The sequence below is a fragment of the Duganella sp. 1224 genome, assembly GCF_013408245.1.
Taxonomy (GTDB): domain Bacteria; phylum Pseudomonadota; class Gammaproteobacteria; order Burkholderiales; family Burkholderiaceae_D; genus Rugamonas.
In genome coordinates, this window is record NZ_JACBYS010000009.1 from 1 (window position 1) to 25,565 (window position 25,565).

At 64.4% G+C, this 25,565-nt stretch carries 24 protein-coding genes; 17 read left to right on the top strand and 7 right to left on the bottom strand.

Going from position 1 to position 25,565, the window contains the following annotated elements; genetic code table 11:
- Positions 1-141 precede the first annotated feature (141 nt).
- Positions 142-4,014, top strand: a complete 3,873-nt coding sequence (locus FHW58_RS24935) for a two-component regulator propeller domain-containing protein (RefSeq protein WP_179675890.1) — start codon at positions 142-144, stop codon at positions 4,012-4,014.
- 5 nt (positions 4,015-4,019) lie between these two features.
- Here the strand turns inward: FHW58_RS24935 and FHW58_RS24940 are convergent, their stop codons facing one another.
- The 5 genes from FHW58_RS24940 to FHW58_RS24960 all read right to left on the bottom strand — a co-directional run bounded on the left by FHW58_RS24940 (position 4,020) and on the right by FHW58_RS24960 (position 8,733).
- Positions 4,020-4,361, bottom strand: a complete 342-nt coding sequence (locus FHW58_RS24940; RefSeq protein WP_179675891.1) for a DUF1840 domain-containing protein — start codon at positions 4,359-4,361, stop codon at positions 4,020-4,022.
- 136 nt (positions 4,362-4,497) lie between these two features.
- On the bottom strand, positions 4,498-4,983 hold the full coding sequence (locus tag FHW58_RS24945) for a hypothetical protein (protein ID WP_179675892.1): 486 nt from the start codon (positions 4,981-4,983) through the stop codon (positions 4,498-4,500).
- Positions 4,983-6,683 carry a M1 family metallopeptidase gene (locus FHW58_RS24950; RefSeq protein WP_179675893.1) on the bottom strand — a complete coding sequence of 567 codons (1,701 nt, stop codon included), beginning with the start codon at positions 6,681-6,683 and terminating at the stop codon, positions 4,983-4,985. The genes FHW58_RS24945 and FHW58_RS24950 overlap by 1 nt, the downstream gene beginning before the upstream one ends.
- A 161-nt stretch (positions 6,684-6,844) precedes the next feature.
- Positions 6,845-8,359, bottom strand: coding sequence for a YifB family Mg chelatase-like AAA ATPase (locus FHW58_RS24955; protein WP_179675894.1), 1,515 nt, complete (start codon positions 8,357-8,359; stop codon positions 6,845-6,847).
- Between the two features lie 98 nt (positions 8,360-8,457).
- On the bottom strand, positions 8,458-8,733 hold the full coding sequence (locus FHW58_RS24960) for an accessory factor UbiK family protein (protein ID WP_179675895.1): 276 nt from the start codon (positions 8,731-8,733) through the stop codon (positions 8,458-8,460).
- A 275-nt stretch (positions 8,734-9,008) separates the two neighbouring features.
- Here FHW58_RS24960 and FHW58_RS24965 point away from each other — a divergent pair, with 275 nt between their 5' ends.
- The 3 genes from FHW58_RS24965 to FHW58_RS24975 are packed head-to-tail and all read left to right on the top strand — an operon-like array spanning position 9,009 to position 11,658.
- A complete protein-coding gene (locus tag FHW58_RS24965; protein ID WP_179675896.1) occupies positions 9,009-9,755 on the top strand; it encodes a TorF family putative porin in 747 nt (248 codons plus the stop codon).
- Positions 9,756-9,766: 11 nt separating this feature from the next.
- Entirely contained in the window at positions 9,767-10,105 is a 339-nt protein-coding gene (locus FHW58_RS24970) for a P-II family nitrogen regulator (RefSeq protein ID WP_154360515.1), read from the top strand.
- A 14-nt stretch (positions 10,106-10,119) separates the two neighbouring features.
- Positions 10,120-11,658: an ammonium transporter gene (locus tag FHW58_RS24975; RefSeq protein WP_179675897.1), complete on the top strand. Its 1,539-nt coding sequence runs from the start codon at positions 10,120-10,122 to the stop codon at positions 11,656-11,658.
- A gap of 79 nt (positions 11,659-11,737) precedes the next feature.
- On the opposite strand, the gene FHW58_RS24980 is transcribed toward FHW58_RS24975, so the two are convergent.
- The gene (locus FHW58_RS24980) at positions 11,738-12,346 is read right to left on the bottom strand and encodes a TetR/AcrR family transcriptional regulator (RefSeq protein ID WP_179675898.1); all 609 of its coding nucleotides are present in this window, start codon (positions 12,344-12,346) and stop codon (positions 11,738-11,740) included.
- Positions 12,347-12,458: 112 nt separating this feature from the next.
- On the opposite strand from FHW58_RS24980, the gene FHW58_RS24985 reads away from it, so the two are divergent.
- From FHW58_RS24985 to FHW58_RS25040, 12 genes are all read left to right on the top strand, one after another.
- The gene (locus tag FHW58_RS24985) at positions 12,459-13,214 is read left to right on the top strand and encodes a VOC family protein (RefSeq protein ID WP_179675899.1); all 756 of its coding nucleotides are present in this window, start codon (positions 12,459-12,461) and stop codon (positions 13,212-13,214) included.
- 10 nt (positions 13,215-13,224) lie between these two features.
- Positions 13,225-13,989 (top strand): SDR family NAD(P)-dependent oxidoreductase, encoded by a 765-nt coding sequence (locus FHW58_RS24990; protein WP_179675900.1) that lies wholly within the window; start codon positions 13,225-13,227, stop codon positions 13,987-13,989.
- A gap of 146 nt (positions 13,990-14,135) precedes the next feature.
- Positions 14,136-15,437, top strand: a complete 1,302-nt coding sequence (gene gshA, locus FHW58_RS24995; RefSeq protein ID WP_179675901.1) for a glutamate--cysteine ligase — start codon at positions 14,136-14,138, stop codon at positions 15,435-15,437.
- A 140-nt stretch (positions 15,438-15,577) separates the two neighbouring features.
- Entirely contained in the window at positions 15,578-16,525 is a 948-nt protein-coding gene (gene gshB, locus FHW58_RS25000; protein WP_179675902.1) for a glutathione synthase, read from the top strand.
- Positions 16,526-16,572: 47 nt separating this feature from the next.
- Positions 16,573-16,980, top strand: a complete 408-nt coding sequence (locus FHW58_RS25005; RefSeq protein ID WP_179675903.1) for a PTS sugar transporter subunit IIA — start codon at positions 16,573-16,575, stop codon at positions 16,978-16,980.
- A 41-nt stretch (positions 16,981-17,021) separates the two neighbouring features.
- Positions 17,022-17,291, top strand: coding sequence for an HPr family phosphocarrier protein (locus FHW58_RS25010; RefSeq protein WP_179675904.1), 270 nt, complete (start codon positions 17,022-17,024; stop codon positions 17,289-17,291).
- Between the two features lie 44 nt (positions 17,292-17,335).
- Positions 17,336-19,084 carry a phosphoenolpyruvate--protein phosphotransferase gene (gene ptsP, locus FHW58_RS25015; protein WP_179676064.1) on the top strand — a complete coding sequence of 583 codons (1,749 nt, stop codon included), beginning with the start codon at positions 17,336-17,338 and terminating at the stop codon, positions 19,082-19,084.
- A gap of 76 nt (positions 19,085-19,160) precedes the next feature.
- On the top strand, positions 19,161-20,309 hold the full coding sequence (locus FHW58_RS25020; RefSeq protein WP_179675905.1) for a homoserine O-acetyltransferase: 1,149 nt from the start codon (positions 19,161-19,163) through the stop codon (positions 20,307-20,309).
- Positions 20,306-20,908, top strand: a complete 603-nt coding sequence (gene metW, locus FHW58_RS25025) for a methionine biosynthesis protein MetW (RefSeq protein WP_179675906.1) — start codon at positions 20,306-20,308, stop codon at positions 20,906-20,908. The genes FHW58_RS25020 and metW overlap by 4 nt, the downstream gene beginning before the upstream one ends.
- Positions 20,908-22,155 carry an MFS transporter gene (locus FHW58_RS25030; RefSeq protein WP_179675907.1) on the top strand — a complete coding sequence of 416 codons (1,248 nt, stop codon included), beginning with the start codon at positions 20,908-20,910 and terminating at the stop codon, positions 22,153-22,155. Before metW ends, FHW58_RS25030 begins: the two co-directional genes overlap by 1 nt.
- The gene (locus tag FHW58_RS25035) at positions 22,142-23,023 is read left to right on the top strand and encodes a M48 family metallopeptidase (RefSeq protein WP_179675908.1); all 882 of its coding nucleotides are present in this window, start codon (positions 22,142-22,144) and stop codon (positions 23,021-23,023) included. The genes FHW58_RS25030 and FHW58_RS25035 overlap by 14 nt, the downstream gene beginning before the upstream one ends.
- A 2-nt stretch (positions 23,024-23,025) precedes the next feature.
- Positions 23,026-23,916, top strand: a complete 891-nt coding sequence (locus tag FHW58_RS25040) for a pseudouridine synthase (protein ID WP_179675909.1) — start codon at positions 23,026-23,028, stop codon at positions 23,914-23,916.
- A gap of 96 nt (positions 23,917-24,012) precedes the next feature.
- Here FHW58_RS25040 and FHW58_RS25045 read toward each other — a convergent pair whose 3' ends face one another.
- Complete coding sequence (locus FHW58_RS25045) at positions 24,013-24,786, bottom strand: exodeoxyribonuclease III (RefSeq protein WP_179675910.1); 774 nt, start codon at positions 24,784-24,786, stop codon at positions 24,013-24,015.
- Positions 24,787-24,865: 79 nt separating this feature from the next.
- Between FHW58_RS25045 and pyrE the strand changes: the two genes are divergently transcribed.
- The gene (pyrE, locus tag FHW58_RS25050; protein ID WP_179675911.1) at positions 24,866-25,531 is read left to right on the top strand and encodes an orotate phosphoribosyltransferase; all 666 of its coding nucleotides are present in this window, start codon (positions 24,866-24,868) and stop codon (positions 25,529-25,531) included.
- The last annotated feature ends 34 nt before the right edge of the window (positions 25,532-25,565 follow it).

A 25,565-nucleotide genomic window follows, 5' to 3' on the forward strand; every position in this document is an offset into this window, starting at 1 on the left:
GATGATAGTGCTGCAACCAGTGTGAAAGTAGGTTATCGTCAAGCTAGTTATTTAGAAAAAGCCCGTTCAGGTAAAGCCTGAGCGGGCTTTTTTGCTTTTGTGCATTAAAATGGGTCGATATCGGAGATGCAACCCAACCCTATGCCAGCTTACGCAATTCGTTGTGCCTGTACTTTCCTCTTGCTGGCGATGCTGTCCATGGCCCGCGCGGCGCCGCTGACACTGCGCTTTGGCCATCTGAGCGTGGAGCAGGGCGTCACCCAGGAAACTGTCAACAGCATCGTTCAGGACCGCCAGGGCTATATCTGGCTGGGCACCCAGTCTGGGCTGAACCGCTACGATGGTTACCGCCTCACCGCGTTCAAGAACGATCCCGCCAATCCGCAAAGCCTGCTGGACAGCTATATCCAGACGCTGTACGAAGACGCCGCCGGCCATTTGTGGGTCGGCAGCCGGGGCGGCCTCGACCGCTACGATGCCGTCACCCAGGCGTTCACGCACGTGCTGTCCGGCGTGCCGGTGAGCAGCATCGTCAGTGATGGCAAGCAGGGCTTGTGGCTGGGCACCAATGACGGCCTGCAGCACCTGGACTTGGCCAGCGGCCAGTTGCGCCTGTTGCGCCACGCCGACGGCGACCAAGACAGCATCAACGACGACCGCGTGACCGCGCTGGCGCGCGATGCCAACGGCAACCTGTGGGTGGGCACGGTGCGCGGGCTGGATCTGCTGGCGGCGGCAGAAACACGCTTTCGCCATATCGGCCCGCAGGACGGCCGGCCGGAGAATTCGCTGACCGCGCTGTCGATCGGCCCGGACGGTGTGTTGTGGGCCGGCGCGCTCAGGGGCGTCCAGGCGTGGCGCCTGCAGGGGCAATCTGCCGAGCGCCTGGCGCTGGCCTTGCCCGAGGAACTGACCCGGCTGCGCATGACCCGGCTGCTGCACGACCGCGACGGCACACTGTGGCTGGGCACGTTCAGCGATGGCTTGCGGCGGCGCGACGCCGCTAGCGGCCGCGTCTACAGCTACCCGCGCGATCCGCTCAACCGGCACAGCATCAGCGACAGCCAGGTCAGCGCGCTGTATCAGGACCGCAGCGGCACGCTGTGGGTCGGCACCTGGTATGGCGGCGCCGACCATGTCGACCTGAGCAGCGGCGGCTTTGAGCGCTACACTGAATATGGCGGCGTGCTGCCGGGCATCGGCAGCGGCAAGGTGCGCGCGATTGCCGGCACGCCGGATGGCAAGATATGGCTGGGCTCGGCACAAGGGCTGGCCTGGCTTGATCCGGCGCAGGGCAAGGTGACATTCACCTCCAGCGCGGTGCAGCGGCCGGGCTCGCTGCCGCCGGATGGGCTGTCGGCGCTGGCGGTCGACCAGCGCGGCCGGTTGTGGCTGGGCTCGCCCAGCGGCTTGTTCTGGCGCGAGCCCGGCGCCGAGGCTTTCCATGCGCTGCCGCTCGCGGACGATGCGCAGGCGCGCCACGTCCAGCGCATCCTGGTGGGCCGCGATGGCGTGCTCTGGGTCGGCTCGCGCAGCGCGCTGTTCCGCGTGGACCCGCAGACGCTGGCGGTGCAGACCTATGCGACCGACGCGAGCGAGCCCGACAAGCTGTCCGGGCGCGTCTACGCGCTGGTGGAGGACCGCCGGGGCACGCTGTGGCTGGGCACCGAGAATGGCCTCGACCGTTTCGACCGCGCCACCGGCAAGTTCACGCATTACCGCCACGATGCCGCCCGGTCCGACAGCCTGAGCCACAATCGCATCTATTACCTGTACCTGGACGAGCAGGATAGTCTGTGGCTGGGCACGGCGTCCGGCCTCAACATGGCGCGCCTGGGCGCGGATGGTCCGCTGCGCTTCCACGTCTATCCGCCGGCCAACGGCCGCTCGCATGATCCGATCGGCGCCATCCTGCCGGACCAGCAGGGCCGCTTGTGGATCAGCACCACGGCCGGCATTTCGCGCTTCGATCCGCACAGCGGGCAGTTCAGGAACTATGCCTCGCGCGATGGCCTGATCGATGGTTCGTACTTCGTCGGCACCGGCTACCGCGCGCCGGACGGCACCTTGTACTTCGGCGGGCTGGAGGGCGTGACCGCGTTCCAGCCGGCGCGGATACACGACAATCCGTCGCCGCCGCAGGTGGCCATCACCGATTTCTCGATCTTCAACCAGTCCATCCTCACCGGCGTGCCGCGCGGCGACGTGCTGCGACGCGGTGCGCAGGGCGAGTTGCAGGCGCTGGCGCTGTCCTACCGCGACGCCGTGTTTTCGTTCGAGTTCGCTGGTCTGCATTACGCCGATCCGCAGCGCAACCGCTACGCCTATCAGCTCGAAGGATTCGATCCGGCATGGGTGACGGCCGATGCCGGCAAGCGCTTCGCCAGCTACACCAATCTCGATCCCGGCCGCTACGTGTTCCGCGTCAAGGCCGCCAACAAGGATGGCGTGTGGAGCACCGAGCCGGTGTCGATGACGGTGACGATCGCGCCGCCGGTGTGGAAGACCTGGTGGTTCCGACTGCTGGCGGCCGGCCTGGTGCTGGGCAGCGCGTATCTGCTGTTCCGCGTCCGCATTCGCCTGCTGGTGCTGCAGAAGCAGGACCTGGAGCACGAGGTCGGCAGCCGCACGCGCGAGCTGGTGCGGCAGAAGGAGTCGATCGAGCGCGAGAAGGAAAATGTCGAGCTGGCCCACCGCAGCATCTCGCTGCTGTCGGACATCGGCCGCCGCATCACCGCCAACCTCGACAGCGAGGCCATCATGAAGCTGCTGTACGAGCAGGTGCACGCGCTGATGGATGCCAGCGTGTTCGGCATCGGTATCTACCGGCCCGAGCAGGAGCTGATCGAGTATCCGTTCGCGATGGAGCGCGGCAAGCGCTACACGCCGTACACGCGCAGCATGCGCGAGCCCAACCAGCTGGCGGTGTGGTGCATCCTGCATGGGCGCGAGGTGTTCATCAACGACGTCGAGCAGGAATACCGCCGCTACATCGACAGCCTGGAGCTGGTGTCCGGCGCCGAGAACATGGGCACGCTGGAGGACGGCTCGCTGCCGACCGAGCCGCGCTCGCTGATCTACGTGCCGATCTCGGTGGGCGGCCAGGTGCGCGGCGTGATCACCGTGCACAGCTACCGCAGCCACGCCTACCAGCGCATCGATCTCGACATGCTGACCACGCTGGCCTCGTATGTGGCGGTGGCATTCGCCAATGCCGATTCCTACCGCCAGCTGCGCGACGCCCAGCAGCAACTGGTGGAGCGCGAGAAGCTGGCCGCGCTGGGCTCGCTGGTGGCGGGTGTCGCGCACGAGCTGAACACGCCGATCGGCAACAGCCTGGTGATCGCCAGCACGCTGGAGGACAAGACCGCCGAGATGGAGATCCTCAACCACGGCAACACGCTGCGCCGCTCCGACCTGCGCGGCTTCCTCGACGCCGCGCGCGAGGCGTCCACGCTGCTGATGCGCAGCCTGCGCAACGCGGCCGAGCTGGTCAACAGCTTCAAGCAGGTGGCGGTCGATCAGGCCAGCGCCAAGCGGCGCCAGTTCAATCTGCAGCAGGCCAGCCAGGAGATCGTGATGACGATGAAAAACCAGGTGCGCAAGGCCGGCCACCACATCGTGCTGGAGATGCCGGACGATATCGTCATGGACAGTTTCCCCGGCCCCTACGGCCAGGTGGTGATCAACCTGATCAACAACGCGCTGCTGCACGCGTTTGACGGGCGCGAGGGCGGCGAGATCCGCATGTGGGCGGTGCAGCTGGGCGCCGACCGGGTGCGCGTCGTGTTCGAGGACAACGGCAAGGGCATACCGCAGGAACATCAGGCGCGCATCTTCGATCCCTTCTTCACCACCAAGCTGGGGCAGGGCGGCAACGGGCTGGGCCTGAGCATCACCTACAACATCGTGACGTCGCTGCTGGATGGCGCGATACGGGTGGACAGCGCGGTGGGCGTCGGGACGCGCTTCACGATGGATTTACCGTTGAAGGCGTCCCTGGCGGGCGACTGAGGCGGTCAAATGCCCCAGATGATGTGCTCGTTTTCCGCCTTGGCGGTGCGCAGCATTTCCAGCAGCGGGTAGGCGCGCGCCGAGAAGCCGACGCGCTGGGCTTGCGCGTGTTCCCTGGTTTCGCCTTCTTCCTGCTCGTGGGCGTGGATGTCGTGCTCGACATCGGTTTCCGGATGCAGCTTGGTCTCGGCGACCTCATGCTCCAGCACCGACAGCGCCTCGGCCGCCTCGGCCGCGGTGATCACGCCGCGCGTGGGATTCTTGTGCAACAGATCCAGGATGCGTTGCGCGTGTTCCTGGTACATCAGCACCTCAGGGCTCGATTTCGATTTGAATGCGATTAACATAGCGGCACTTTCTTGGTCTTATTAAGTCAGTTAGTAAGACTTTAGTACATACCTGAAACTTTACAATACCCCGAGCCGCCTGTTTGGGCGCTGCCGCACCCGGATTAAGTATTCCCTAAGCGAATTATTCAATTTTTTACAAGAGTTTGAAGGAAGTGAAGAATGTTTCGGCGGTTTCGGCGTCGAATTGCCGCGCCGGGCCGACGATGACGACCTGGTAAATCCGCCGGTCGCGGGCGATAAAGCGGCCGAGCAGGCGCATGGTGGGGCCGCTGGCGGCGAGTTCCACGCCGCCGCCGGGCAGTTGCCTGCTGCTGGTGATGGTGCCGCCGATGTTGCTGACCATGGCGGCCTGCATGGCCGTCAGCGCGGCCGGGGCCTGCGCGGCGTCGGCCAGTTGCGCGCTGCCGATGGCAAACACCAGGCCATCGATGTCGCTGGCGGCCATCGTCATGCTGACTGTCAACTGGTCGAGCCGGATGGTGCGGGTGTGGGTGGCGGGCTTGCCGGGGAACAGCACGGCGTACGGCGCGTCGGCGCTGCGGTAGTCGCGCCAGTCATACTTGGGGCTGCACGCCGACAGCGCGATGGCCAGCAGCAGCGCCAGCGGCAGCCCGCGCATTAGCGCTTGCCTTTCTTCTTGCCCTCGGCGGCTTTCCACTCATCGATCCATGGCTGCTGGCGCAGCACGCGCGACATCGGGTCGATGGTGACCATGGCGAACGGCGGCACGGTGACTTCGCCGCTGCCGTCGGTCATCGGCAGCTTCTCGATGCGTTCATTGACGCGCACCTCGATCGGCATCGGGAAGGCGCCGCCGTCCTTCAGCTTCCAGCGCAGCCTGAGCTTGTCGCCCTGGCGTTCCTCCACCAGCTCCGGCAGCGCGGCGTGGTAGAGGTAGGCGTCGAAGAACCAGTGCAGGTCGCGGCCGCTGGCCTCGTTGGCGAACTGGACGAATTCCCTGGTGCTGCTCCAGCGCGGCTGGAAGTTGCCCGGCGTCGGCGTCGCGGTGCCGTAGACCATGCGGCGGGTGGCGGTGAAGAAGGCGTCGTCGCCGATCAGGTTGCGCAGCGTGTGCAGGATCAGCGCGCCCTTGGTGTAGATGTCGTTGCCGGGGCCGCCGCGCGCGTCCTCGTAGATGTCTTCGATGCGCTGGGTCTTGCCGCTGACCACCGGCGCCTTGTTGGCCAGCGTCTTGCGGAAGTTGAACAGCTCGGCCTGGAACTCGCGCTCGCCGCGCATCGCCTCCAGGTACAGCGGCTGCATGTAGGAGCCGAAGCCCTCGTGCAGCCACATGTCGTCCCAGTCGGCGTTGGTCATCTGGTTGCCGAACCACTCGTGCGACAGCTCGTGGTGCAACAGCCAGTCGTAACCGTAGGCGGACTTGACGTAGCCGTTGCCGTAGGCGTTGATGGTCTGGTGTTCCATGCCCAGGTGCGGGGTTTCGACCACGCCCATTTTCTCGTCGCCGAACGGATATGGGCCGACGCGGTATTCAAAGAAATCCAGCATCGGCTTGAATTCGCCGAACAGGCCGCGCGCCTCCTGCTCGTGGCCCTTCAGATACCACATGCGCAGCGGGATGGTGTTGCCGAAGCGGCTGGCGTAGTCGCCGGACAGCATCTCGTACGGGCCGATGTTGAGGGCGACGCCGTAGGTGCTGGGATTCTTGGCGCGCCAGTTGTAGGTGCGCCAGCCATCCTTTTCCGCCATGCCGGTGGCGACGCCGTTGCCGGCCACCACCAGCGGCGACGGCACGGTGATGTGCAGGTCGATCAGTTGCGGCTTGCCCATCGGATGGTCGATGCAGGGCCAGAACATGTCGCAGCCTTCGCCTTCGACGGTGGTGGCGATCCACGGCTGGCCGTCGGCGGTCTGGCTCCAGGTGAAGGCGCCGTCCCACGGCGCGTGTTTGGCCACGTGCGGCACGCCGTGGTACTGGATGCGCACGGTGGTGCGGGCGCCGGCCGGCAGCGGCGACGGCAGCGTCAGGTAGACGCGTCCGTCGGGATTGCTGATGGCGGACGGCGCCAGCGGGACGCCATCGACGCTGGCGCTGTCGATCGGCAGGTTGCGGTCCAGCTCGACGGCGATGCGGGTCAGCGGTTCTTTCAGCAGGAAGGTCAGCGCCGCGTCGCCGCGGATGCTCTTGGTCGCCGGCTCGACGCGCAGCGCGAGATCGACTTTTTCAAACGTCACCGCCAGCTGCTCGGGCGTGCGCGGGCTGCCGGAGTTGGCGGTGAAATCGGTGGGCGGCAAGGGGGCGGTGGCGCAACCGGCCAGCACGGCGCTGGCGGCGAGATAGAGGGGCAAACGGGTCATTGTTATCCTGGCGTGAGTAAGCTGCGAGCAAATATAGCAGCAAGCCGGCAAGACTTGGTATGTTGATCATCCGCTTCGGCCGCTTTTTATACTGGCGTTACCCATCAGCCTTGGTTTTCCACGAAGTTTTCTGCCCCCCGATCCGCAAGCAGGTCGCCTGGCTAATCGGTAAGTAAAGCCCGCCGATACTGAACTGCTTCGCTCAAATGGTGTTCCTGAATGCGCTCGCTTTTAGCGATGTCGGCGATGGTGCGCGCCACGCGCAAGATGCGGTGATATGCCCGGCCCGACCAGTGAAAGGACTCCATGCTGTGCTTGAGCGTACTCTTGCTGATGCGATCAAGTTTGCAGTAATGATCGATTTCGCGCGGCGTCAGGTACTGATTGCGTTTCCCCTGGCGTTCCAGTTGCAGACTTGCGGCTGCCTGGACCCGCGCGGCGATCACGGCCGACGATTCGCCATGCGCCGGGGCCGCGAGAATATCGGGAGGAACGGCAGCAACTTCGATTTGAATGTCGATGCGGTCCAGTAGTGGCCCGGAAATGCGGCTCTGGTAGCGCAGCATGATGTCCGGGGTGCAACGGCATACCACGCCACCGTGGCCAAAATAGCCACAGGGACAGGGATTCATGGCCGCAATCAACTGAAAATCCGCAGGAAAGTCGGCCTGCCGCGCCGCGCGCGAAATGGTGATGCGGCCCGATTCCATCGGTTCGCGAAGCACGTCCAGCACGTGGCGATTGAACTCGGGGAGTTCGTCGAGGAACAACACGCCGCGATGGGCCAGCGAAATTTCGCCAGGCCGGGGCACGCTGCCGCCGCCTACCAGGGCTGGACCGGAGGAGGTGTGATGGGGGGCGCGGAATGGCCGGTGCTTCCATTGTCCGATCCGGAAGTTGCCGGCCAGCGACTGGACCGCGGCTGACTCCAGTGCTTCGTCGTCGCTCATTTCCGGGAGCAGGCCAGCAAAGCGCGAAGCCAGCATGGTCTTGCCGGTGCCCGGCGGACCGACCATCAGGACCGAGTGACTGCCCGCCGCCGCCACTTCCAGCGCGCGCTTGACGAACGTTTGTCCTTTAACGTCGGCAAAGTCCGGATACTCCTGCGGGACCACCACCGGCATCGCCTCGTGGCGTGACAGCATGTTGTCGACCGACTTGCCGGCGAAGTGGCGGCAGACGTCCAGCAGCGTGGCGGCGGGGTAGATGGCTGCGTTGGCGACCAGCGCGGCTTCGTCGGCGTTGGCCATCGGCAGGATGAAGGCCAGGCAGCCGCCGTCGCGCCGGGTCGCCAGCGACATCGCCAGCGCGCCGCGGATGGGCCGCAGTTCGCCGGACAGCGACAGCTCGCCGGCAAATTCGTACTGGTGCAGGCGGCGCGAGGGGATTTGTTTGGAGGCGGCCAGAATGCCGAGCGCGATCGGCAGGTCGAAGCGGCCCGATTCCTTGGGCAGATCAGCCGGCGCCAGATTGACGGTGATGCGCTGCGCGGGGAAGTCGAAACCGCCGTTCTGGATGGCGGCGCGGACCCGGTCTTTCGCTTCCTTGACCTCGGTGTCGGCCAGGCCGACGATGGTGAAGGCCGGCAGTCCGTTGGCCAGGTGCACTTCTACGCTGACTTCCTGCGCTTCCATGCCGGCCAGGGCGCGGCTTTTGAGTATGGCGAGGATGGACATGGCTGGCGCGGGCATAAAGGACCAGCCGCCAGCGTAGCGCATGCCCGCCGCGTCAGTTTGCGCTAGCCCAAACCAGTTTGATCCGGGCGGCGCGAGACTTACAGCACTTCGCCCTTGGCGATGTCGACCTTGTTGCCGCCGGCGGCCTTGGCTTCCAGGTCGGCCAGGCGGGTTTCCAGCGCTTCCAGCTTGGCGCGGGTCTTGGCCAGCACTTGCGTCTGGATGTCGAACTCCTCGCGGGTCACCAGGTCCAGCTTGGCGAAGCCCTGCGTCATCATGGACTTGACGTTCTTTTCAATGTCCTTTGCTGGTGAATTTTCGATGGCCTGGCTGATCTTGTTTTGCAAGTCATTAAAAAAAGTATTCATATCCATAATATTCCTCGATCGGTTGGTCCCTCTTTGCACCATAATGGTGCTAATCGGCGTTAATGTGGTGCGAAACCGCCGAAATCCCGCTGTCCGGGCGGAGTGATTCTCACTTCCGGGAGAGCAGGGCCGTTGTCAAGCATGATACGGCACCTGTTTGCTGAACAACATTAGCTGGCACACATTCTGCTAAAGAAAACGTTGAATGCTTTTCATCGCTTCGACGTAACAGAATTTTAAACCGCAACTGCCAACAAGTTCACTTACTAGGAAAAACAATTATGAAAATGTCCCGGAACTTTACCCTGATTGCTGCGTTGACCTTAGCATTCGCGTCCATGGCGCGCGCGGAAGAGGCGGCACCCGCCCCGGAAGCGAAACCAGATAACGAAGTCAGCTTTAACGCTGCCGTTGTCAGCGACTACCGCTACCGCGGCGTATCGCAAACCCGTCTCAAACCCGCCTTACAGGGCGGTGCGGATTATGTCAACAACCCGACCGGCTTGTACGCCGGCACCTGGCTGTCCACCATCAAATGGGTCAAGGATGGCGGCGGCGATGGCGAGGTGGAATGGGATCTGTATGCCGGCAAACGTGGCGCGATCACCGACTTGATCAGCTACGACGTCGGCGGCCTGTACTACTACTACCCGTCCAACAAGCTGCACCCGAGCGCCAACACCTTCGAGCTGTATGGCCAGATCTCCATCGGCCCGGCCTCGCTGAAGTACTCGCAGTCCACCACCAACCTGTTCGGCTTTGCCGACTCCAAGAATTCCGGCTATGTCGACGCCCAGCTGAACCAGGAAATCAGCGATGGCTACATCCTGAACCTGCACGTCGGCCGGCAGAACGTGAAAAATAATGGCGCCTCCAGCTATACCGACTACAAGGTGGGCGTGACCAAAGATTTCGGCGTAGTCAGTGTGGCATTGGCGGCGGTCTATGCCGACACCGAGGCCTACGTCGGAAGAGGGAAGAACCTGGGTAAAACCGGTGCTGTCCTGACCATTTCCAAAACCTTCTAAGCGAGGCCAGTATGAAAATGATTACCGCCATTATCAAGCCGTTCAAGCTTGACGAGGTGCGTGAAGCCCTGTCGGCGATAAACGTGCAGGGCATTACCGTGACCGAAGTGAAAGGCTTCGGTCGCCAGAAGGGCCACACCGAGCTGTACCGCGGTGCGGAGTATGTCGTGGACTTCCTGCCGAAGACCAAGATCGAAGCGGCAGTCGACGACGCCATCGTCGAACAGGCCATCGAAGCCATCGAAGGCGCTGCCCGCACCGGCAAAATCGGTGACGGCAAAATCTTTGTGTACAACCTGGAACAAGTGATCCGTATTCGTACCGGCGAAACCGGTAACGAAGCTCTCTAAAGAGGACGATGAGAATGAAGAAAATTATAACAAGCATGCTCGCTGGGGTTTCCATCCTGTTTGCGCTGGCCGCACCCGTGCACGCCCAGGACGCCAAGCCGGCTGACGCGCCTGCCGCCACCGCTGCCGCCCCGGCGCCAGCCGCCGCCGCCCCGGCCCCTGCTGCTGCCGCGCCCGCCGCTGCGCCGGCGGAAGCCGCTCCGGCCGCCGCCGCGCCGGCGCCGACGCCGCAAAAAGGCGATACCGCCTGGATGATGACCTCGACTCTGCTGGTGATCCTGATGACGATTCCTGGCCTGGCGCTGTTCTACGGCGGCCTGGTCCGTTCCAAGAACATGCTGTCGATCCTGATGCAGGTGTTCATGATCTTCGCGCTGATCATCGTGCTGTGGTGCATCTACGGTTACTCGCTGGCGTTCACCGAGGGCAACGCCTTCTTCGGCAACCTGCATGACCGCGTGTTCCTGAACGGCATCTGGGATCCGGCCAAGGGCGCCTTCGCTTACGCCGCCACCTTCAGCAAGGGCGTGGTGATTCCGGAGTTTGCCTTCGTGGCGTTCCAGGCCACCTTCGCCGCCATTACCTGCGGTCTGATCATCGGCGCCTTCGCCGAGCGCGCCAAGTTCACCGCCGTGCTGGTGTTCGTGGTGATCTGGTTCACCTTCGCCTACCTGCCGATCGCCCACATGGTCTGGTTCTGGACCGGTCCGGACGCGATCAAGGACGCCGCCACCCTGGCCACCGAAACCGCCAAAGCCGGTTTCCTGTTCCAGAAGGGCGCGCTGGACACCGCCGGCGGCACCGTGGTGCACATCAACGCCGCCGTGGCCGGCCTGATCGGCGCCTACATGATCGGCAAGCGCGTCGGCTACGGCCGCGAATCGATGGCGCCGCACTCGGTGACCATGACCATGATCGGCGCCTCGCTGCTGTGGGTGGGCTGGTTCGGCTTCAACGCCGGCTCGGCGCTGGAAGCGGGCGACATCGCCGCGCTGGCCTTCATCAACACGCTGCTGGCCACCGCTGCCGCCACCGTGTCGTGGGTGTTCGCTGAATGGATCTTCAAGGGCAAGCCATCGATGCTGGGTGGCGCCTCGGGCGCGGTGGCCGGTCTGGTCGCTATCACCCCGGCCTGCGGCTTCGTCGGCCCGATGGGCGCGCTGATCATGGGCTTGCTGGCCGGCGTGATCTGCCTGTGGGGCGTGAACGGCCTGAAAAAACTGCTGGGCGCGGACGACTCGCTGGACGTGTTCGGCGTGCACGGCGTCGGCGGCATCCTGGGCGCGATCCTGACCGGTGTGTTTGCCGCACCGTCGCTGGGTGGCCAGGGCGTGTTCGACTACGTGGCCAACAAGGCATCGGCCGACTACTCGATCAGCTCGCAAGTAATGGTGCAGGCGACCGGCGTCGGCGTGACCATCCTGTGGTCGGGCATCGTCGCCCTGATCGCCTACAAGCTGGTGGACGTGGTCATCGGCCTGCGCGTGCCGGAAGAAGAGGAGCGCGAGGGTCTGGACATCACCACCCACGGCGAATCGGCCTACCACAGCTAATCGTCGCCCGCCTCAGACGGCCGCCTGCTTCAGGCGGCTCATCAACCCGCAATGCCGGCGCGCCGGCTTGCGGGTTTTTTCATGCGCCGACGCTCTGCCTCAGCAATGCTAGCTGACGGTCGAGGTGCACCGACAGCGCGGCTTGCCGGTGGTCGCCGCGCCAGGCATCCATCGCCAGCCGCAGTGCGCCGATGCCGCTCATCGCCACCAGCCGCAGCGCTTGCGGATCGGTGTCGCGCCAACGGGCGGCCAGGGCGTCGGACAGGTTGTTTTCCATTTCCATAAACACCGCCTGCTTGCGTGCCCGCAGCGTTTCGGACGAGCGCAGCAAGCGGTCGATGGCCAGCGATTCCTCGCTTTCAAAGCGCGACACCAGCTTCGGCAATTCCCGGCACATGGCCTCGACCGGCCGCAGCGTGGCCGCCGGCACGGCGGCAAAGGCGGTGCGCAAGGCCTCGACAAACCCGGTGTTGGCCGCGCTTAGCAGCAATTCCTCCTTCGAAGGGAAATACGCGAAAAAGCTGCGCCGCGAAATGCCGGCCGCCGCGGCGATCTGGTCCAGCGTGGTGCCGTCGTAGCCTTGTTGAAGAAAAAGGCCGAGGCCGGCGGAGGCGATGGCCTGCCGCGTTTGCTGGCGCTTACGTTCGCGCAAGCCCTGTGCTGGCTCCTGAGTCGGGGATGTGGTCATGGTGATGTGCGATTGGTCCAGCGCAGATCATACCCGCATCTGGCTTGACATTGAATATGCACTGAGTGCAAACTTGCACTCAGTGCAGAAATCATTTCAAAAGGAGCTCCTCATGCAGCATCAGCGCGCCACCGTCGGCATGCCCGACTGGGTCACTCTCACCACCACCGCGCCGGCCAGGGCGCGGCAGTTTTATGCCGATCTGCTGGGCTGGCATGTCCCGGCCGAGCCCGACACCGTCTGTCGCCTGAACGGGCAGCCGGTGGCCAGCATCGTCGGCGCCACGGACGGCGTGGGGCCGGCCTGGCGCCTGCATGTCCAAGTGGCCGAGGTCGGCGCCAGCGTGGCGCGCGCGCTGGCGGCCGGCGGCAAGCTGCTAACGCAAACCGATGGCGCGGCGGTGCTGGCCGACCATGCCGGTGTGGAACTGGTGATCTGGCAGCGCGCCGCCGCGCCCGACCAGGCGTTGCGCGGCGTGCCGGGCGCCCTGGTCTGGAGCGAGCTGATCGTCGACGACGTCGGGGCGGCGGCCGCGTTTTATGGCCAGTTGTTCGGCTGGACGCTGTCGGCGCCGGCGGCCGACGACCCGTTCCAGCGCCGCCAGTGGCTGCTGGACGGCCGGCCGGTGGCCGGTCTGCTGCCGCGTCCGCCCGCGATGCCGGCCGACATGCCGCCGTACTGGGATGTGTACTTCGGCGTGGCGGCGCTGGACGGCGTGGCCGAGACGGTCGAGCGCTTGGGCGGCGTGGTGCTGCTGCCGTCGCTCAACACGGCACACGGCCAGATTGCCGTCTTCCTGGACCCGGCGGCGTCGGTGTTCAGTGTGCGCGTGACGGCTCATGGCGCCGGCGTGGCGCGGACGGCATAAGGAGGGCGCCATGGCTTTCGATGGGAAAGTGGTGCTGGTCACCGGCGGCGGAGCGGGGCTGGGCGAAGCCGCCGCCGTCCTGCTGGCGCGCCGCGGCGCACGCGTGGTCCTGGCCGACGCCAACCCGGACGGCGCCGCGCGGGTGGCGGCCGCCATCCTCGCCGACGGTGGGCAGGCGGTCGCCATCGGCTGCGACATCAGTCAGCCGCAACAAGTGGCGCGGCTGGTGCCGTTTGCGCTGGCGAGCTATGGCCGGCTCGATCTGGCATTCAACAATGCCGGCGTGACGCCGCTGCCGCGCGATACCGACCAGATCGACCCGGCCGACTGGCGCCGTGTCATTGACGTCAACCTGAACGGCACGTTCTACTGCATGCAGGCCGAAATCGCGCATTTCCTGACGCACGGGGGCGGCGCGATCGTCAACATGGCCTCCACCGCCGGCTTGCAGGCGCACGCGACGCGCGCCGCCTATGCGGCGTCCAAGCATGGCATAGTCGGACTGACGCGCAGCGCGGCCGTGGAATATGCCACGCGCGGCATCCGCATCAACGCGGTCGCTCCCGGGCCGATCCTGACCGACAAGGCGGCCGGCCTGCCGGCCGCGGTGCGCGCGCGGATCGCCGCCAAGACCGCCATGGGGCGGACCGGCACGCCGCAGGAAGTGGCCGCCATCGTGGCCCTGCTGCTGTCGGACGACAGCTCCTTCGTCACTGGCGCGGTCTATGAAATCAACGGCGGCCAGATCCAGCAGGAGCGCACCGTCATGGAATGATGTGTTAACGGCATGCCTTGATGGCATGCCGACCGGTGTGTAATCGTTTAGTTAAGATAACTTGCACCATTTTTTTATTTCCTGCCTTTAAAATGGCATTTTTGCCCTCATTTGGGATACCCGCACGGTAATAAGGAAGTAATCACATGGTTCCCCACCTCGTCACGGCCCTGAGCGGACCACTGCTCGACCTGGAAGAAAAAATCCTGGCCGCCACCCCCGCAATCGAACGCTGGTTCCGCCTCGAATGGCAGGAGCACACGCCGCCGTTTTATTGCTCGGTTGATATGAGGAACGCCGGCTACAAGCTGGCGCCGGTGGACACCAACCTGTTCCCGGGCGGCTTCAACATGCTGGCCACCGAGATGCTGCCGCTGTCGGTGCAGGCCGCCATGGCGGCGATCGACAAGTATTGTCCGGACGCCCGCAACCTGCTGCTGATCCCGGAAAGCACGCAGCGCCATCCGACCTACTGGCAGAACGTGGCGCGGCTGATGCAGATTTTCCGCCAGACCGGCCTGCACGTACGGCTGGGTTCGCTGTCGCCGGAAGTCACCGAGCCGACGCCGATCGCTTTGCCGGACGGCAATATGCTGGTGGTGGAGCCGCTGGTGCGCTCGCCGAACGGCCGCCGCGTCGGCCTCAAGGATTTTGATCCGTGCACGATTTTGCTCAACAACGACCTGTCGGCCGGCCTGCCGGACATCCTGCAGAATATCCACGAGCAGAGCCTGCTGCCGCCGCTGCACGCCGGCTGGGCGCTGCGCCGCAAGAGCAACCACCTGAGCGCCTATGACGAGGTGTGCAAGAAGTTCGGCAAGCTGATCGGCGTCGATCCGTGGATGCTGAACCCGCTGCACGCCAAGTGCGACGCCGTCAATTTCCGCACCGGCGAGGGCTACGACTGTCTGGCCGCCAACATCGACGCGCTGCTGGCCAAGATCAAGAAGAAGTACAAGGAATACGGCATGAAGGAGCAAAAGCCCTTCGTGATCGTCAAGCCGGACGCCGGCACCTATGGCACCAGCATCCTGACCATCAAGGATTCCAGCGAGATCAAGGACCTGACCCAGGCCCAGCGTGACAAGATGACCGTCATCAAGGATGGCAAGGAAGTGACCGACTTCATCATCCAGGAAGGCGTGCCGACTTTCGAGAGCATCGAGCACGCGGTGGCCGAGCCGGTGGTGTACATGATCGACCGCTACGTGGTGGGCGGCTTCTACCGTGTGCATGCCGAGAAGGGCGTCGACCAGAACCTGAACGCGCCGGGATCGCAGTACGTGCCGCTGGCGTTCGCGCAGCAGCACGCGGTGCCGGACCTGAAGGCCAAACCCGGCACCGCCGCCCCCAACCGTTTCTATGTGTACGGGGTGGTGGCGCGGCTGGCGCTGCTGGCCGCCTCGCTGGAAATGGAGCGGACCGATCCCAACCCGGAAGTCTATTGAAACCCGCACGGCGGCATACTGGGGTCGGACCCCGTACGGGGTCCGACCCCGCCTTGCCCGGGGGGGACGGCGCGTCTCACTCATCGGCCGGCGTTGCCAATCTCGGCTAAAATCAGGCATTCACTCTACCGGACGTACCCATGAAAATCGCATTCCTCGCCGATCCGCTGTCGACCTTCAAGACCTACAAGGACTCCACCTACGCCATGATGGTGGAGGCGGCCCAGCGCGGCCACGAGGTCTACGCCTTCCAGCAAAAGGACATGGCGGTGGCACAGGGCGTGGTCACCGCGCGCGTGCAGCGCATCACCATGACCGGCGACAGCCACGACTGGTATCGCGCCGCCGACCCGGTCGACACCAACCTCGGCGAGTTCGACGCCATCCTGCAGCGCAAGGACCCGCCGTTCGACATGGAATATGTCTACGGCACCTATATGCTGGAGCTGGCCGAGAAGCAGGGCGCCAAGGTCTTCAACAAGCCGTCCGCCATCCGCGACCACAACGAGAAAATGGCCATCACCCAGTTCAGCGAGTTCACCTCGCCGACGCTGGTGAGCGGCGACGAGGCGCGCCTCCGCGCCTTCCAGAAGCAGCACGGCGACATCATCCTCAAGCCGCTGGACGGCATGGGCGGCGCCGGCATCTTCCGCATCGGCGCGGACGGCATGAACCTCGGCTCGGTCATCGAAACGCTGACCGGCAACGGCAAGTACACCATCATGGCGCAGAAATACATCCCGGACATCGTCAAGGGCGACAAGCGCATCCTGGTCATCAACGGCAAGCCGGTGCCGTTTTCGCTGGCGCGCATTCCACAGAACGGCGAGGTGCGCGGCAACCTGGCCGCCGGCGGCCTCGGCGTGGCCCAGCCGCTGACCGAGCGCGACTTTGAAATCGCCAACGCGCTGGGACCGATTCTGGCCGCCCGCGGCCTGTTGCTGGTAGGATTAGATGTTATCGGTGATTTCCTGACGGAAGTCAACGTCACCAGCCCGACCTGCTTCCAGGAGATTACCCAGCAGGCCGGCTTCCCGGTGGCGGCCACCTTCATCGACGCGGTGGAAGCGGCCGCTGCGGTGAAATAAGTCTCCGATGACAAGAAAACCTTAATCCTGACTGGCGGTTTAACAATATGGTAGGCATACTGCTTATGACGCACGCACCACTGGGGCAAGCCTTTCTTGCGGCTTGCGCCCACGTGTTCCGCGGCCCCACCGAGCACCTGGAAGCGATCGACGTGATCGCCGACCAGGACCTCGGCGAAGTGCAGTCGCTGGCGGCGGCGGCGATCAAGCGCCTCGACGATGGCGACGGCGTGCTGGTGATCACCGACGTCAAGGGCGGCACGCCCGCCAACTGCTGCGACCGGCTGGCGGACGCCGGCCGGGTGGAGGTCATCGCGGGCATCAGTTTGCCGATGCTGCTGCGCGCCATCACCTACCGCCGCGACACGCTGGACGTGGTGGTCGAGATGGCCCTGGCCGGCGCGCAAAGTGGAGCGGTGCGCGTCGACAACCGGATCCGCGTCGGGGAAACCTGACGATTTTTTTAGCAATGCGCACTGATTGAGATAAAAGAAAAATGATTCAGCAAGAACTCGAAATTATTAACAAGCTTGGTTTGCATGCGCGCGCTTCCGCCAAATTTACCCAACTGGCAGCAAAATACAAAAGCGATGTCTGGCTCACGCGCAACGCGCGCCGCATCAACGCCAAGTCCATCATGGGCGTGATGATGCTGGCCGCCGGCAAGGGCGCCAAGGTGCTGCTGGAGGCGGACGGCGATGACGAGGCGGATTGCGTCGCCGCCCTGACCGCCCTGGTCAACGACAAGTTCGGCGAAGGCGAGTAATGGCGGCGGAGCGCAGCCGTCCCCGTTTCCCCGCAGGCCCGCCGATGGCCTCGTTCACGCTGCACGGCATTCCAGTCTCGCGCGGTATCGCCATCGGCCGCGCCCATCTGCTGGCGCCGGCCGCGCTGGACGTCAAGCACTACCTGGTGGCCGAGGAGCGGGTCGAGGCCGAGGTCTCGCGCCTGCAGCAGGCGCTGGCCGCCGTCCACAAGGAACTGCAAACGCTGTGGAATGAACTGCCCAAGGACGCGCCGACCGAACTGGGCGCGTTCATCGACGTCCACGCGCTGATCCTGTCCGACCCGATGATTTCGGAAGCGCCGCTGGACATCATCCGCACCCGCCACTACAACGCCGAATGGGCGCTGCTGACGCAGATCGATGAGCTGTCGGCGCAGTTCGACGAAATCGAGGACCCTTATCTGCGCGAGCGCAAGGCCGACATCCAGCAGGTGGCCGAACGCGTGCTGAAGGTGTTGATGGGCACCGAGACGGTACTGCCCGAAGCCACTGACGGCGGCGAGGACGACTACCAGCCGCAGATGATCATCGTCGCCCACGACATCTCGCCGGCCGACATGCTGCAGTTCCGCGACCGCTCCTTCATCGGCTTTGTCACCGATGTCGGCGGCCAGAACTCGCACACGGCAATCGTCGCCCGCTCGCTCGACATTCCTGCGGCGGTGGGCATGTCCGGCGCCTCCACGCTGATCGAGCAGGACGACTGGATCATCATCGACGGCGATGCCGGCGTGGTGATCGTCAACCCGAGCGCGCTGGTGCTGGAGCAGTACCGCGAACGCCAGGGCGCCGCCGCGCGCGCGCGCAAGAAGCTGCAGAAGCTGAAAAAGACGCCGGCCATCACCAAGGACGGCACCGAGATCACGCTGCTGGCCAACATCGAGCTGCCGGACGACTGCCCGGCCGCGCTGGAAGCCGGCGCCAATGGCGTGGGCCTGTTCCGTTCCGAATTCCTGTTCATGGGCCGGAACAACAAGATCCCGTCGGAAGAAGAGCAGTTCGAGCAGTACAAGAAGGCCGTGGTGGCGATGAAGGGCCGGCCGGTGACGATCCGCACGCTGGACATCGGCGCCGACAAGCCGCTCGACCAGAGCGAGCAGACCGCGCTGAATCCGGCGCTGGGCCTGCGCGCCATCCGCTACTGCCTGGCCGAGCCGCAGATTTTCCTGACGCAGCTGCGCGCGATTTTGCGCGCTTCGGCGTTCGGCAAGGTGCGCATCCTGATTCCAATGCTGGCGCACGCGTTCGAGATCGACCAGTCGCTGGCCATGGTGGCGCAGGCCAAGGCCGAGCTGCGCGAGCAGGGCGTCAAGTTCGATGACGATGTGGATGTCGGCGCCATGATCGAAATTCCGGCGGCGGCGCTGGCGCTGCCGATGTTCGTCAAGCGCATGGACTTCCTGTCGATCGGCACCAATGACCTGATCCAGTACACCCTCGCCATCGACCGGGTTGATTATGAGGTCGCGCACCTTTACAATCCGCTGCATCCGGCTGTGCTGCAATTGATCTCGATGACGATTGCGGCCGGGCATAAAGCCGGGATCGACGTCGCCGTGTGCGGCGAAATGGCGGGCGATGTCAAGTTGACACGCCTGCTGCTGGGCATGGGATTGCGCGAGTTCTCGATGCATCCGGCCCAACTGCTCTCGGTCAAGCAGGAAATCCTGAACAGCGACCTTGCGCGCATCATGCCGCAAACCCGCAAGATCATGCGCTCGATGGAACCCAACGTAATTGCAGACGCGGTCGAACAATTGCAGTTGATGTAGAGCGGCGGCGCCCATCCTCGCGGCGCCGCCTTGTTAGTTGGCCCGCGGGGCCGCCCCAACACAACCAAACCAACGAATGTCATCCCTCGGATACGTCAAGCCGCAAACCATGCATTTTGCCGAGCCCCTGCTCCTGCAAAGCGGCGCGTCGCTGCGCGACTACATGCTGATGTACGAAACCTACGGCACGCTGAATGCCGACAAGTCCAACGCGGTGCTGGTGTGCCACGCGCTGAACGCCTCGCACCACGTGGCCGGCGAATATGAAGGCCAGCCGAAAAGCACCGGCTGGTGGGACAATATGGTGGGCCCGGGCAAGCCGCTGGACACCAACAAGTTCTTTGTCATCGGGATCAACAACCTGGGTTCCTGCTTCGGCTCCACCGGACCGATGCATCACAACCCGGCCACCGGCAAGCCCTACGGCGCCGCCTTCCCGGTGGTGACGGTGGAAGACTGGGTGGCCGCGCAGGCGCGCCTGGCCGATCAACTGGGCATCCAGCAATTCGCCGCCGTCATGGGCGGCTCGCTGGGCGGCATGCAGGCGCTGGCCTGGTCCATCATGTACCCTGACCGTCTGCGCCACTGCGTGGTGATCGCCTCGACCGCCAAGCTGTCGGCGCAGAACATCGCCTTCAATGACGTGGCGCGCCAGGCCATTTTGTCCGACCCGGATTACCGCGGCGGCGATTTCTACGAGCATGGCGTGGTGCCGAAAAACGGCCTGCGCGTGGCGCGCATGGTCGGCCACATCACCTATCTGTCGGATGACGACATGGCCGAGAAGTTCGGCCGCAAGCTACGCGACGTTGCCGAAACCGGCGACTACAAATTCGGCTTCGGCATCGACTTCGAAATCGAATCCTACCTGCGCTACCAGGGCGACAAGTTCTCCGAATACTTCGACGCCAACACCTACCTGCTGATCACCAAGGCGCTGGACTACTTCGACCCGGCGCGCAAGCATGGCGGCGACCTCGCCAAGACGCTGGCCGGCACCAAGGCCAGGTTCTTCCTGGCGTCCTTCACCACCGACTGGCGCTTCTCGCCGGAGCGCAGCCGCGAAATCGTGCAGGCACTGATCAGCAACCGCCGCCAGGTCACCTACGCGGAAATCGACGCGCCGCACGGCCACGATGCCTTCCTGCTGGAAGACCCGCGCTACATGAACATGGTACGCGCCTACTACGACCAGGTATGGAAAGAGATCGGAGGTGCGGCATGAATTTCAATGAACTGAGCGCGGCACGGCCGGACCTGGCCTTCATCGCCCACTGGGTGGACAGCCAGGCGCACGTGCTGGACGTCGGCTGCGGCGACGGCGTGATGATGGACTACCTGCAGAGCGACAAGCAATGCAGCGGCTACGGCATCGAGATCGCCGACGACAAGGTGCTGGCCTCGACCCAGCGCGGCGTGCAGGTGATCCAGCAGGACATGGAGAACGGCCTTGGCCTGTTCGGCGACAACTCGTTCGACACGGTGCTGTGCCTGTCGTCGCTGCAGATGATGACGCACGTCGAGGGGCTGTTGCGCGACATCGTCCGCGTCGGCAAGGAGGCGATTGTGTCCTTCCCCAACTTCGCCTACTGGCCGCACCGCGTGGCGCTGCTGAAGGGCCGCATGCCGGTGTCGGAGTCGCTGCCGTACCAGTGGTATGACACGCCCAACGTGCGTTGCGCCACCATCAACGACTTCCGCGACCTGGCCGAGGAATGCGGGCTGGAAGTGATTGAATGTGTGGCGCTGGCGGAGGGCAAACGGGTATCATTCCTGCCTAATTTGCGCGGCGATCTCGCCGTCTTCCGACTCCGCAGAAAATAATGACCGACACCAAGCCCTGGTACAGCTACATCAACGGGCGTACCGTCTCCATCCTGTTCCTGGGCTTCAGCTCCGGCCTGCCGCTGTACACGCTGATCTACCTGATGCAGGCGTGGCTGGCCAAGGCCGGGCTGGATGTCAAAGCGCTCGGCCTGTTCGGCCTGGCGATGTTCCCCTACACCTTCAAGTTCCTGTGGGCGCCGTTCATGGACCGTTACACCGTGCTGCCGCTGGGTCGCCGGCGCGGCTGGATGGCGGTGACGCAACTGGCGCTGTTCCTGTTCATCGGTGGCATGGGCATGCTGGACCCCAAGCTGGAGCTGTCGGTGATCGTGGTGGCGGTGTTTGCCATCGCCTTCATGTCGGCCAGCCAGGACGTGGTGATCGATGCTTACCGGCGCGAGATCCTGGCCGAGGAAGAGCAGGGCCTGGGTGCGGCCATCATCGTCAACGCCTACAAGGCCTCCAGCCTGATCCCGAGCGCGCTGGGGCTGGTGATGGCGGACAGCCAGCCGTGGCAGATCGTGTTCTGGACCGTGGCCGCCTTCATGCTGCCGGGCCTCGCCTGCACGCTGCTGGCCAAGGAGCCGGCGCTGTACGGTTCCCCGCCGAAGAACCTGCAGGAGGCGGTGGTCCTGCCGTTCCGCGAGTTCGTGCTGCGCGACGGCTGGCGCCAGGCCTTGCTGATCATCGCCTTCGTCCTGCTGTACAAGATCGGCGACACCATGAGCACCGCGCTGTCGACCAAATTTTTCCTCGATATCGGCTTCAGCACCAAGCAGATTGGCCTGGCGGCCAACGCCACCGGCTGGTGGGCGGCGCTGGCCGGCGGCGCGGTGGCCGGCATCTGGATGATCAAACTCGGTATCAACCGCGCGCTGTGGGTGTTTGGCGTGCTGCAGGCGATCGCCATTCTCGGCTTCGCGTGGCTGGCCAAGGTCGGCCCGGACCCGGTGCTGCTCAGCGCCGTCTACGGCTTCGAGGCGTTCGCCAGTCCGGGGCTGGGCGCGGCGGCACTGGTGGCCTTCATGTCGCGCGCCACCGATCCGCGCTACACCGCCACGCAATACGCACTGTTTTCCAGCCTGGCTGCGGTCCCGCGCACATTCATTAATTCGTCGGTGGGGTATATTGTTGCCGAAACCGGGTGGTTCTGGTTCTTTATCGTATGCTTTATCCTCGCGTTTCCGGCGATGATGCTGCTGCCGAAAATTGCTCCCTGGAATACTCGCCATGAACAAGCCTAAATTAAAGAACGCCTTGCTGGCGCTGGTGCTCTGTACCAGCGTGCTGTCGCTGCACGCGCAAGATGATGGCATCCCCGTCACCAGCATGTCGCGCCTGCGCGGCCTGGGCGGCGATGCGCGCCAGTTCGATCAGCAGTCCAAGCTGCAGTACGACCAGATGCTGAACGAGGCGCACAAGAAGGATGCCGTCGCCACCGACCGCAATCCGCAACTGATACGGCTGCGCGGTATCGCCAAGCGCCTGATTCCGTACACCGCGCGCTGGAATCCGGATTCGGCCAAGTGGGACTGGCAGGTCAACCTGCTGCGCTCCGACACCGTCAACGCCTTCTGCATGCCGGGCGGCCGCATCGCCTTCTACAACGGCATCCTGACCAAGCTGAATCTCACCGACGATGAAGTGGCCATGGTGATGGGCCACGAAATCGCCCACGCGCTGCGCGAACACGCGCGCGAGCAGGCGGGCAAGAACACCGCTACCTCGGTGGTCGCACGCATCGTCGGCGCCGCCGGCGCGGCTTATCTTGGCATGGACCCGCGCGTCGGCGACGCGGTGGGCAGCGGCGCCTCGCGCTTGGCCGCACTGCAGTTCTCGCGCTCCGACGAAAGCGAGGCGGATCTGGTGGGCATGGACCTGGCGGCGCGCGCCGGTTTCGACCCGCGCGCCGGCATCGCGCTGTGGCAGAAGATGGGCCAGGTCAATCAGCGCCAGCCGATCGGCTTCCTGTCGACCCACCCGACCAGCAAGGACCGCATCCAGAACATGCAGGACAATATGCACCTGGTGCTGCCGGTGTTCGCGCGCGCCAAGGGGCTGGACCCCAACAAGCTGCCGCCTTACCATTCGCTCGCGCTGCCACGCTCCTGATCATGTCGCGTCATCCTTTGCCGATGCGCGACGGTGTCGCGCCCAGCTACCTGTATCTGCCGGAGGGCGACTGGCCTGACATGATCAGCTTTGTGGTCGAGCGTTTTCCGGACGTGTCGGAAGCCGCGTGGCGCGAGCGCATGGCGCGCGGCGACGTGGTCGATGCCGATGGCAAGCCGCTGCTGCCCACCAGCCGCTTCAAGCGCGGCCTGCGCATGTTCTACTACCGCGAACTGGAGGCGCCGGAGACGCCGATTCCGTTCAAAGAAGAGATCTTGCACCTGGACGAGCACCTGGTGGTGGTCGACAAGCCGCACTTCCTGCCGGTGATTCCGTCCGGTCGCTTCCTGCATGAGACGCTGCTGGTGCGCCTGCGCAAAACGCTGGGCGAAGAGGATCTGGTGCCGATCCATCGGCTGGACCGCGAGACCGCAGGCGTGGTGATCTTCTCGCGCAATCCGCAGAGCCGTGGCGTGTACCAGTCGATGTTCCAGAAGCGCGTGATCGACAAGGAATACGAAGCGCTGGCGCCGCACCTGCGAGACGTGCAGTTCCCGTTCACCTATCGCAGCCGCATGGTGGAGGGCGACAAGTTCTTCGTCATGAAAGAGGAGCCGGGCGAGCCGAATTCCGAAACGATGATCGACGTGATCGAGCAGCGCGGCGCGTTGACCTTGTACCGCCTGTATCCACACACCGGGCGGCAGCACCAGCTGCGTGTGCATTTGTCGTCGCTCGGCATCCCGATTGTGAACGACGCCTTCTATCCGGTGGCGCTGCCATGCAAGCAGGACGACGTGTCGCAACCGCTGCAACTGCTGGCTCGCGCCATTAGTTTCATCGATCCGATCAGTGGCGAATGGCGCGAGTTCCGGTCGCGGCGGAGCCTTTAGCGTCAACCCCAAAAGGTCGGGGTCTGACCCCGTACGGGGTCAGACCCCTGTGCGCCGCAGTGCGGGGTGAACGGTTCCAGCAGCCGCCGCTGCTGTTTAGGAAGCGTCGTAGATGATGGTCAGCGGCGCGTGGTCGGAGAACTTTTCGTCCTTGTAGATGGCAACCGAGGTGGCCTTGGCGGCGATGCCCGGGGTGGCGACGTGGTAATCGATGCGCCAGCCGACGTTCTTCGCATAGGCCTGGCCGCGGTTGCTCCACCAGGTGTACTGCTCCTCGCGCGGGTCGATGCTGCGGTGAACGTCCACGTAACCCACTTCATCAAAAATGCGCGTCATCCACTCGCGCTCTTCCGGCAGGAAGCCCGAGTTTTTCTTGTTGCCCTTCCAGTTCTTCAGGTCGATTTCCTTGTGGGCGATGTTCCAGTCGCCGCAGATGACCACTTCGCGGCCCTCGGCGTGCAGTTGCTGCAGGTGCGGCAGGAACAGGTCCATGAAGCGGAACTTGGCTTCCTGGCGCTCGGGGCCCGACGAGCCGGACGGGCAGTACACCGAAATCACCGTCAGCTGGCCGAAGTCGCAGCGCACGTAGCGGCCCTCGGCGTCGAATTCCGGCGAGCCGAAGCCGATCACCACGCGGTCCGGTTCGATCTTGCTGTAGACACCGGTGCCGGAATAGCCTTTTTTCTCGGCGTAGTGGAAGTGGCCGTGGTAGCCGCCCGGGTTGAGGAATTCCGGCGTCATGTCCGGCGCCTGCGCCTTGAGTTCCTGCACGCAGACAAAGTCGGCGTCCTGCTTGGCCAGCCAGGTGAAGAAGCCCTTGGAGGCGGCGGAGCGGATGCCGTTCAGGTTGGCGGAGATGATTTTTGGCATAGAAGATTCGAGGCTGAAAGTACGGAATGCGCTAGTGTAGCGGTAAAATACCGGCACTTTACAGAAATGAGGCTTCACGATGGACAATTTACGTCAGGAATTTATTGCGTTTTCGGTCAAAGCCGGCGTGCTGCGCTTCGGCGAATTCACCACCAAGGCCGGCCGCCAGTCGCCGTACTTCTTCAATGCCGGCCTGTTCCATGACGGCGCCACGCTGGCGCAGGTGGCGCAGTTCTACGCGCAGACGCTGATCGATTCCGGCGTACAGTTCGACATGCTGTTCGGCCCGGCCTACAAGGGCATCACGCTGGCCTCGGCCACGGCGGTGGCGCTGGCCGGCAAGGGCCGCAACACCTCGTTTGCCTACAACCGCAAGGAAGCCAAGGACCACGGCGAGGGCGGCACCATCGTCGGCGCCAAGCTGCAGGGCAAGGTCGTCATCATCGACGACGTGATTTCGGCCGGCACCTCGGTGCGCGAGTCGGTGGAGATGATCCGTGCCGCCGGCGCCGAGCCGTGCGCGGTGCTGATCGCGCTGGACCGCATGGAGCGCGGCGGCAAGGACGGCCAGATCTCGGAGCTGTCGGCGGTGCAGGAAGTGACCCAGAAATACGGCATCCCGGTGATCTCGATCGGCAACCTGAACGACCTGTTCGGCTTCCTCAACGGCGCCGGCGCCGATCCGCAACTGGCCCAGTACAAGGACGCGGTGGCGGCCTACCGCAGCCAGTACGGCGTTGCCTGATTGGCTATATTGCTAGACTTTGATATTTCTATGG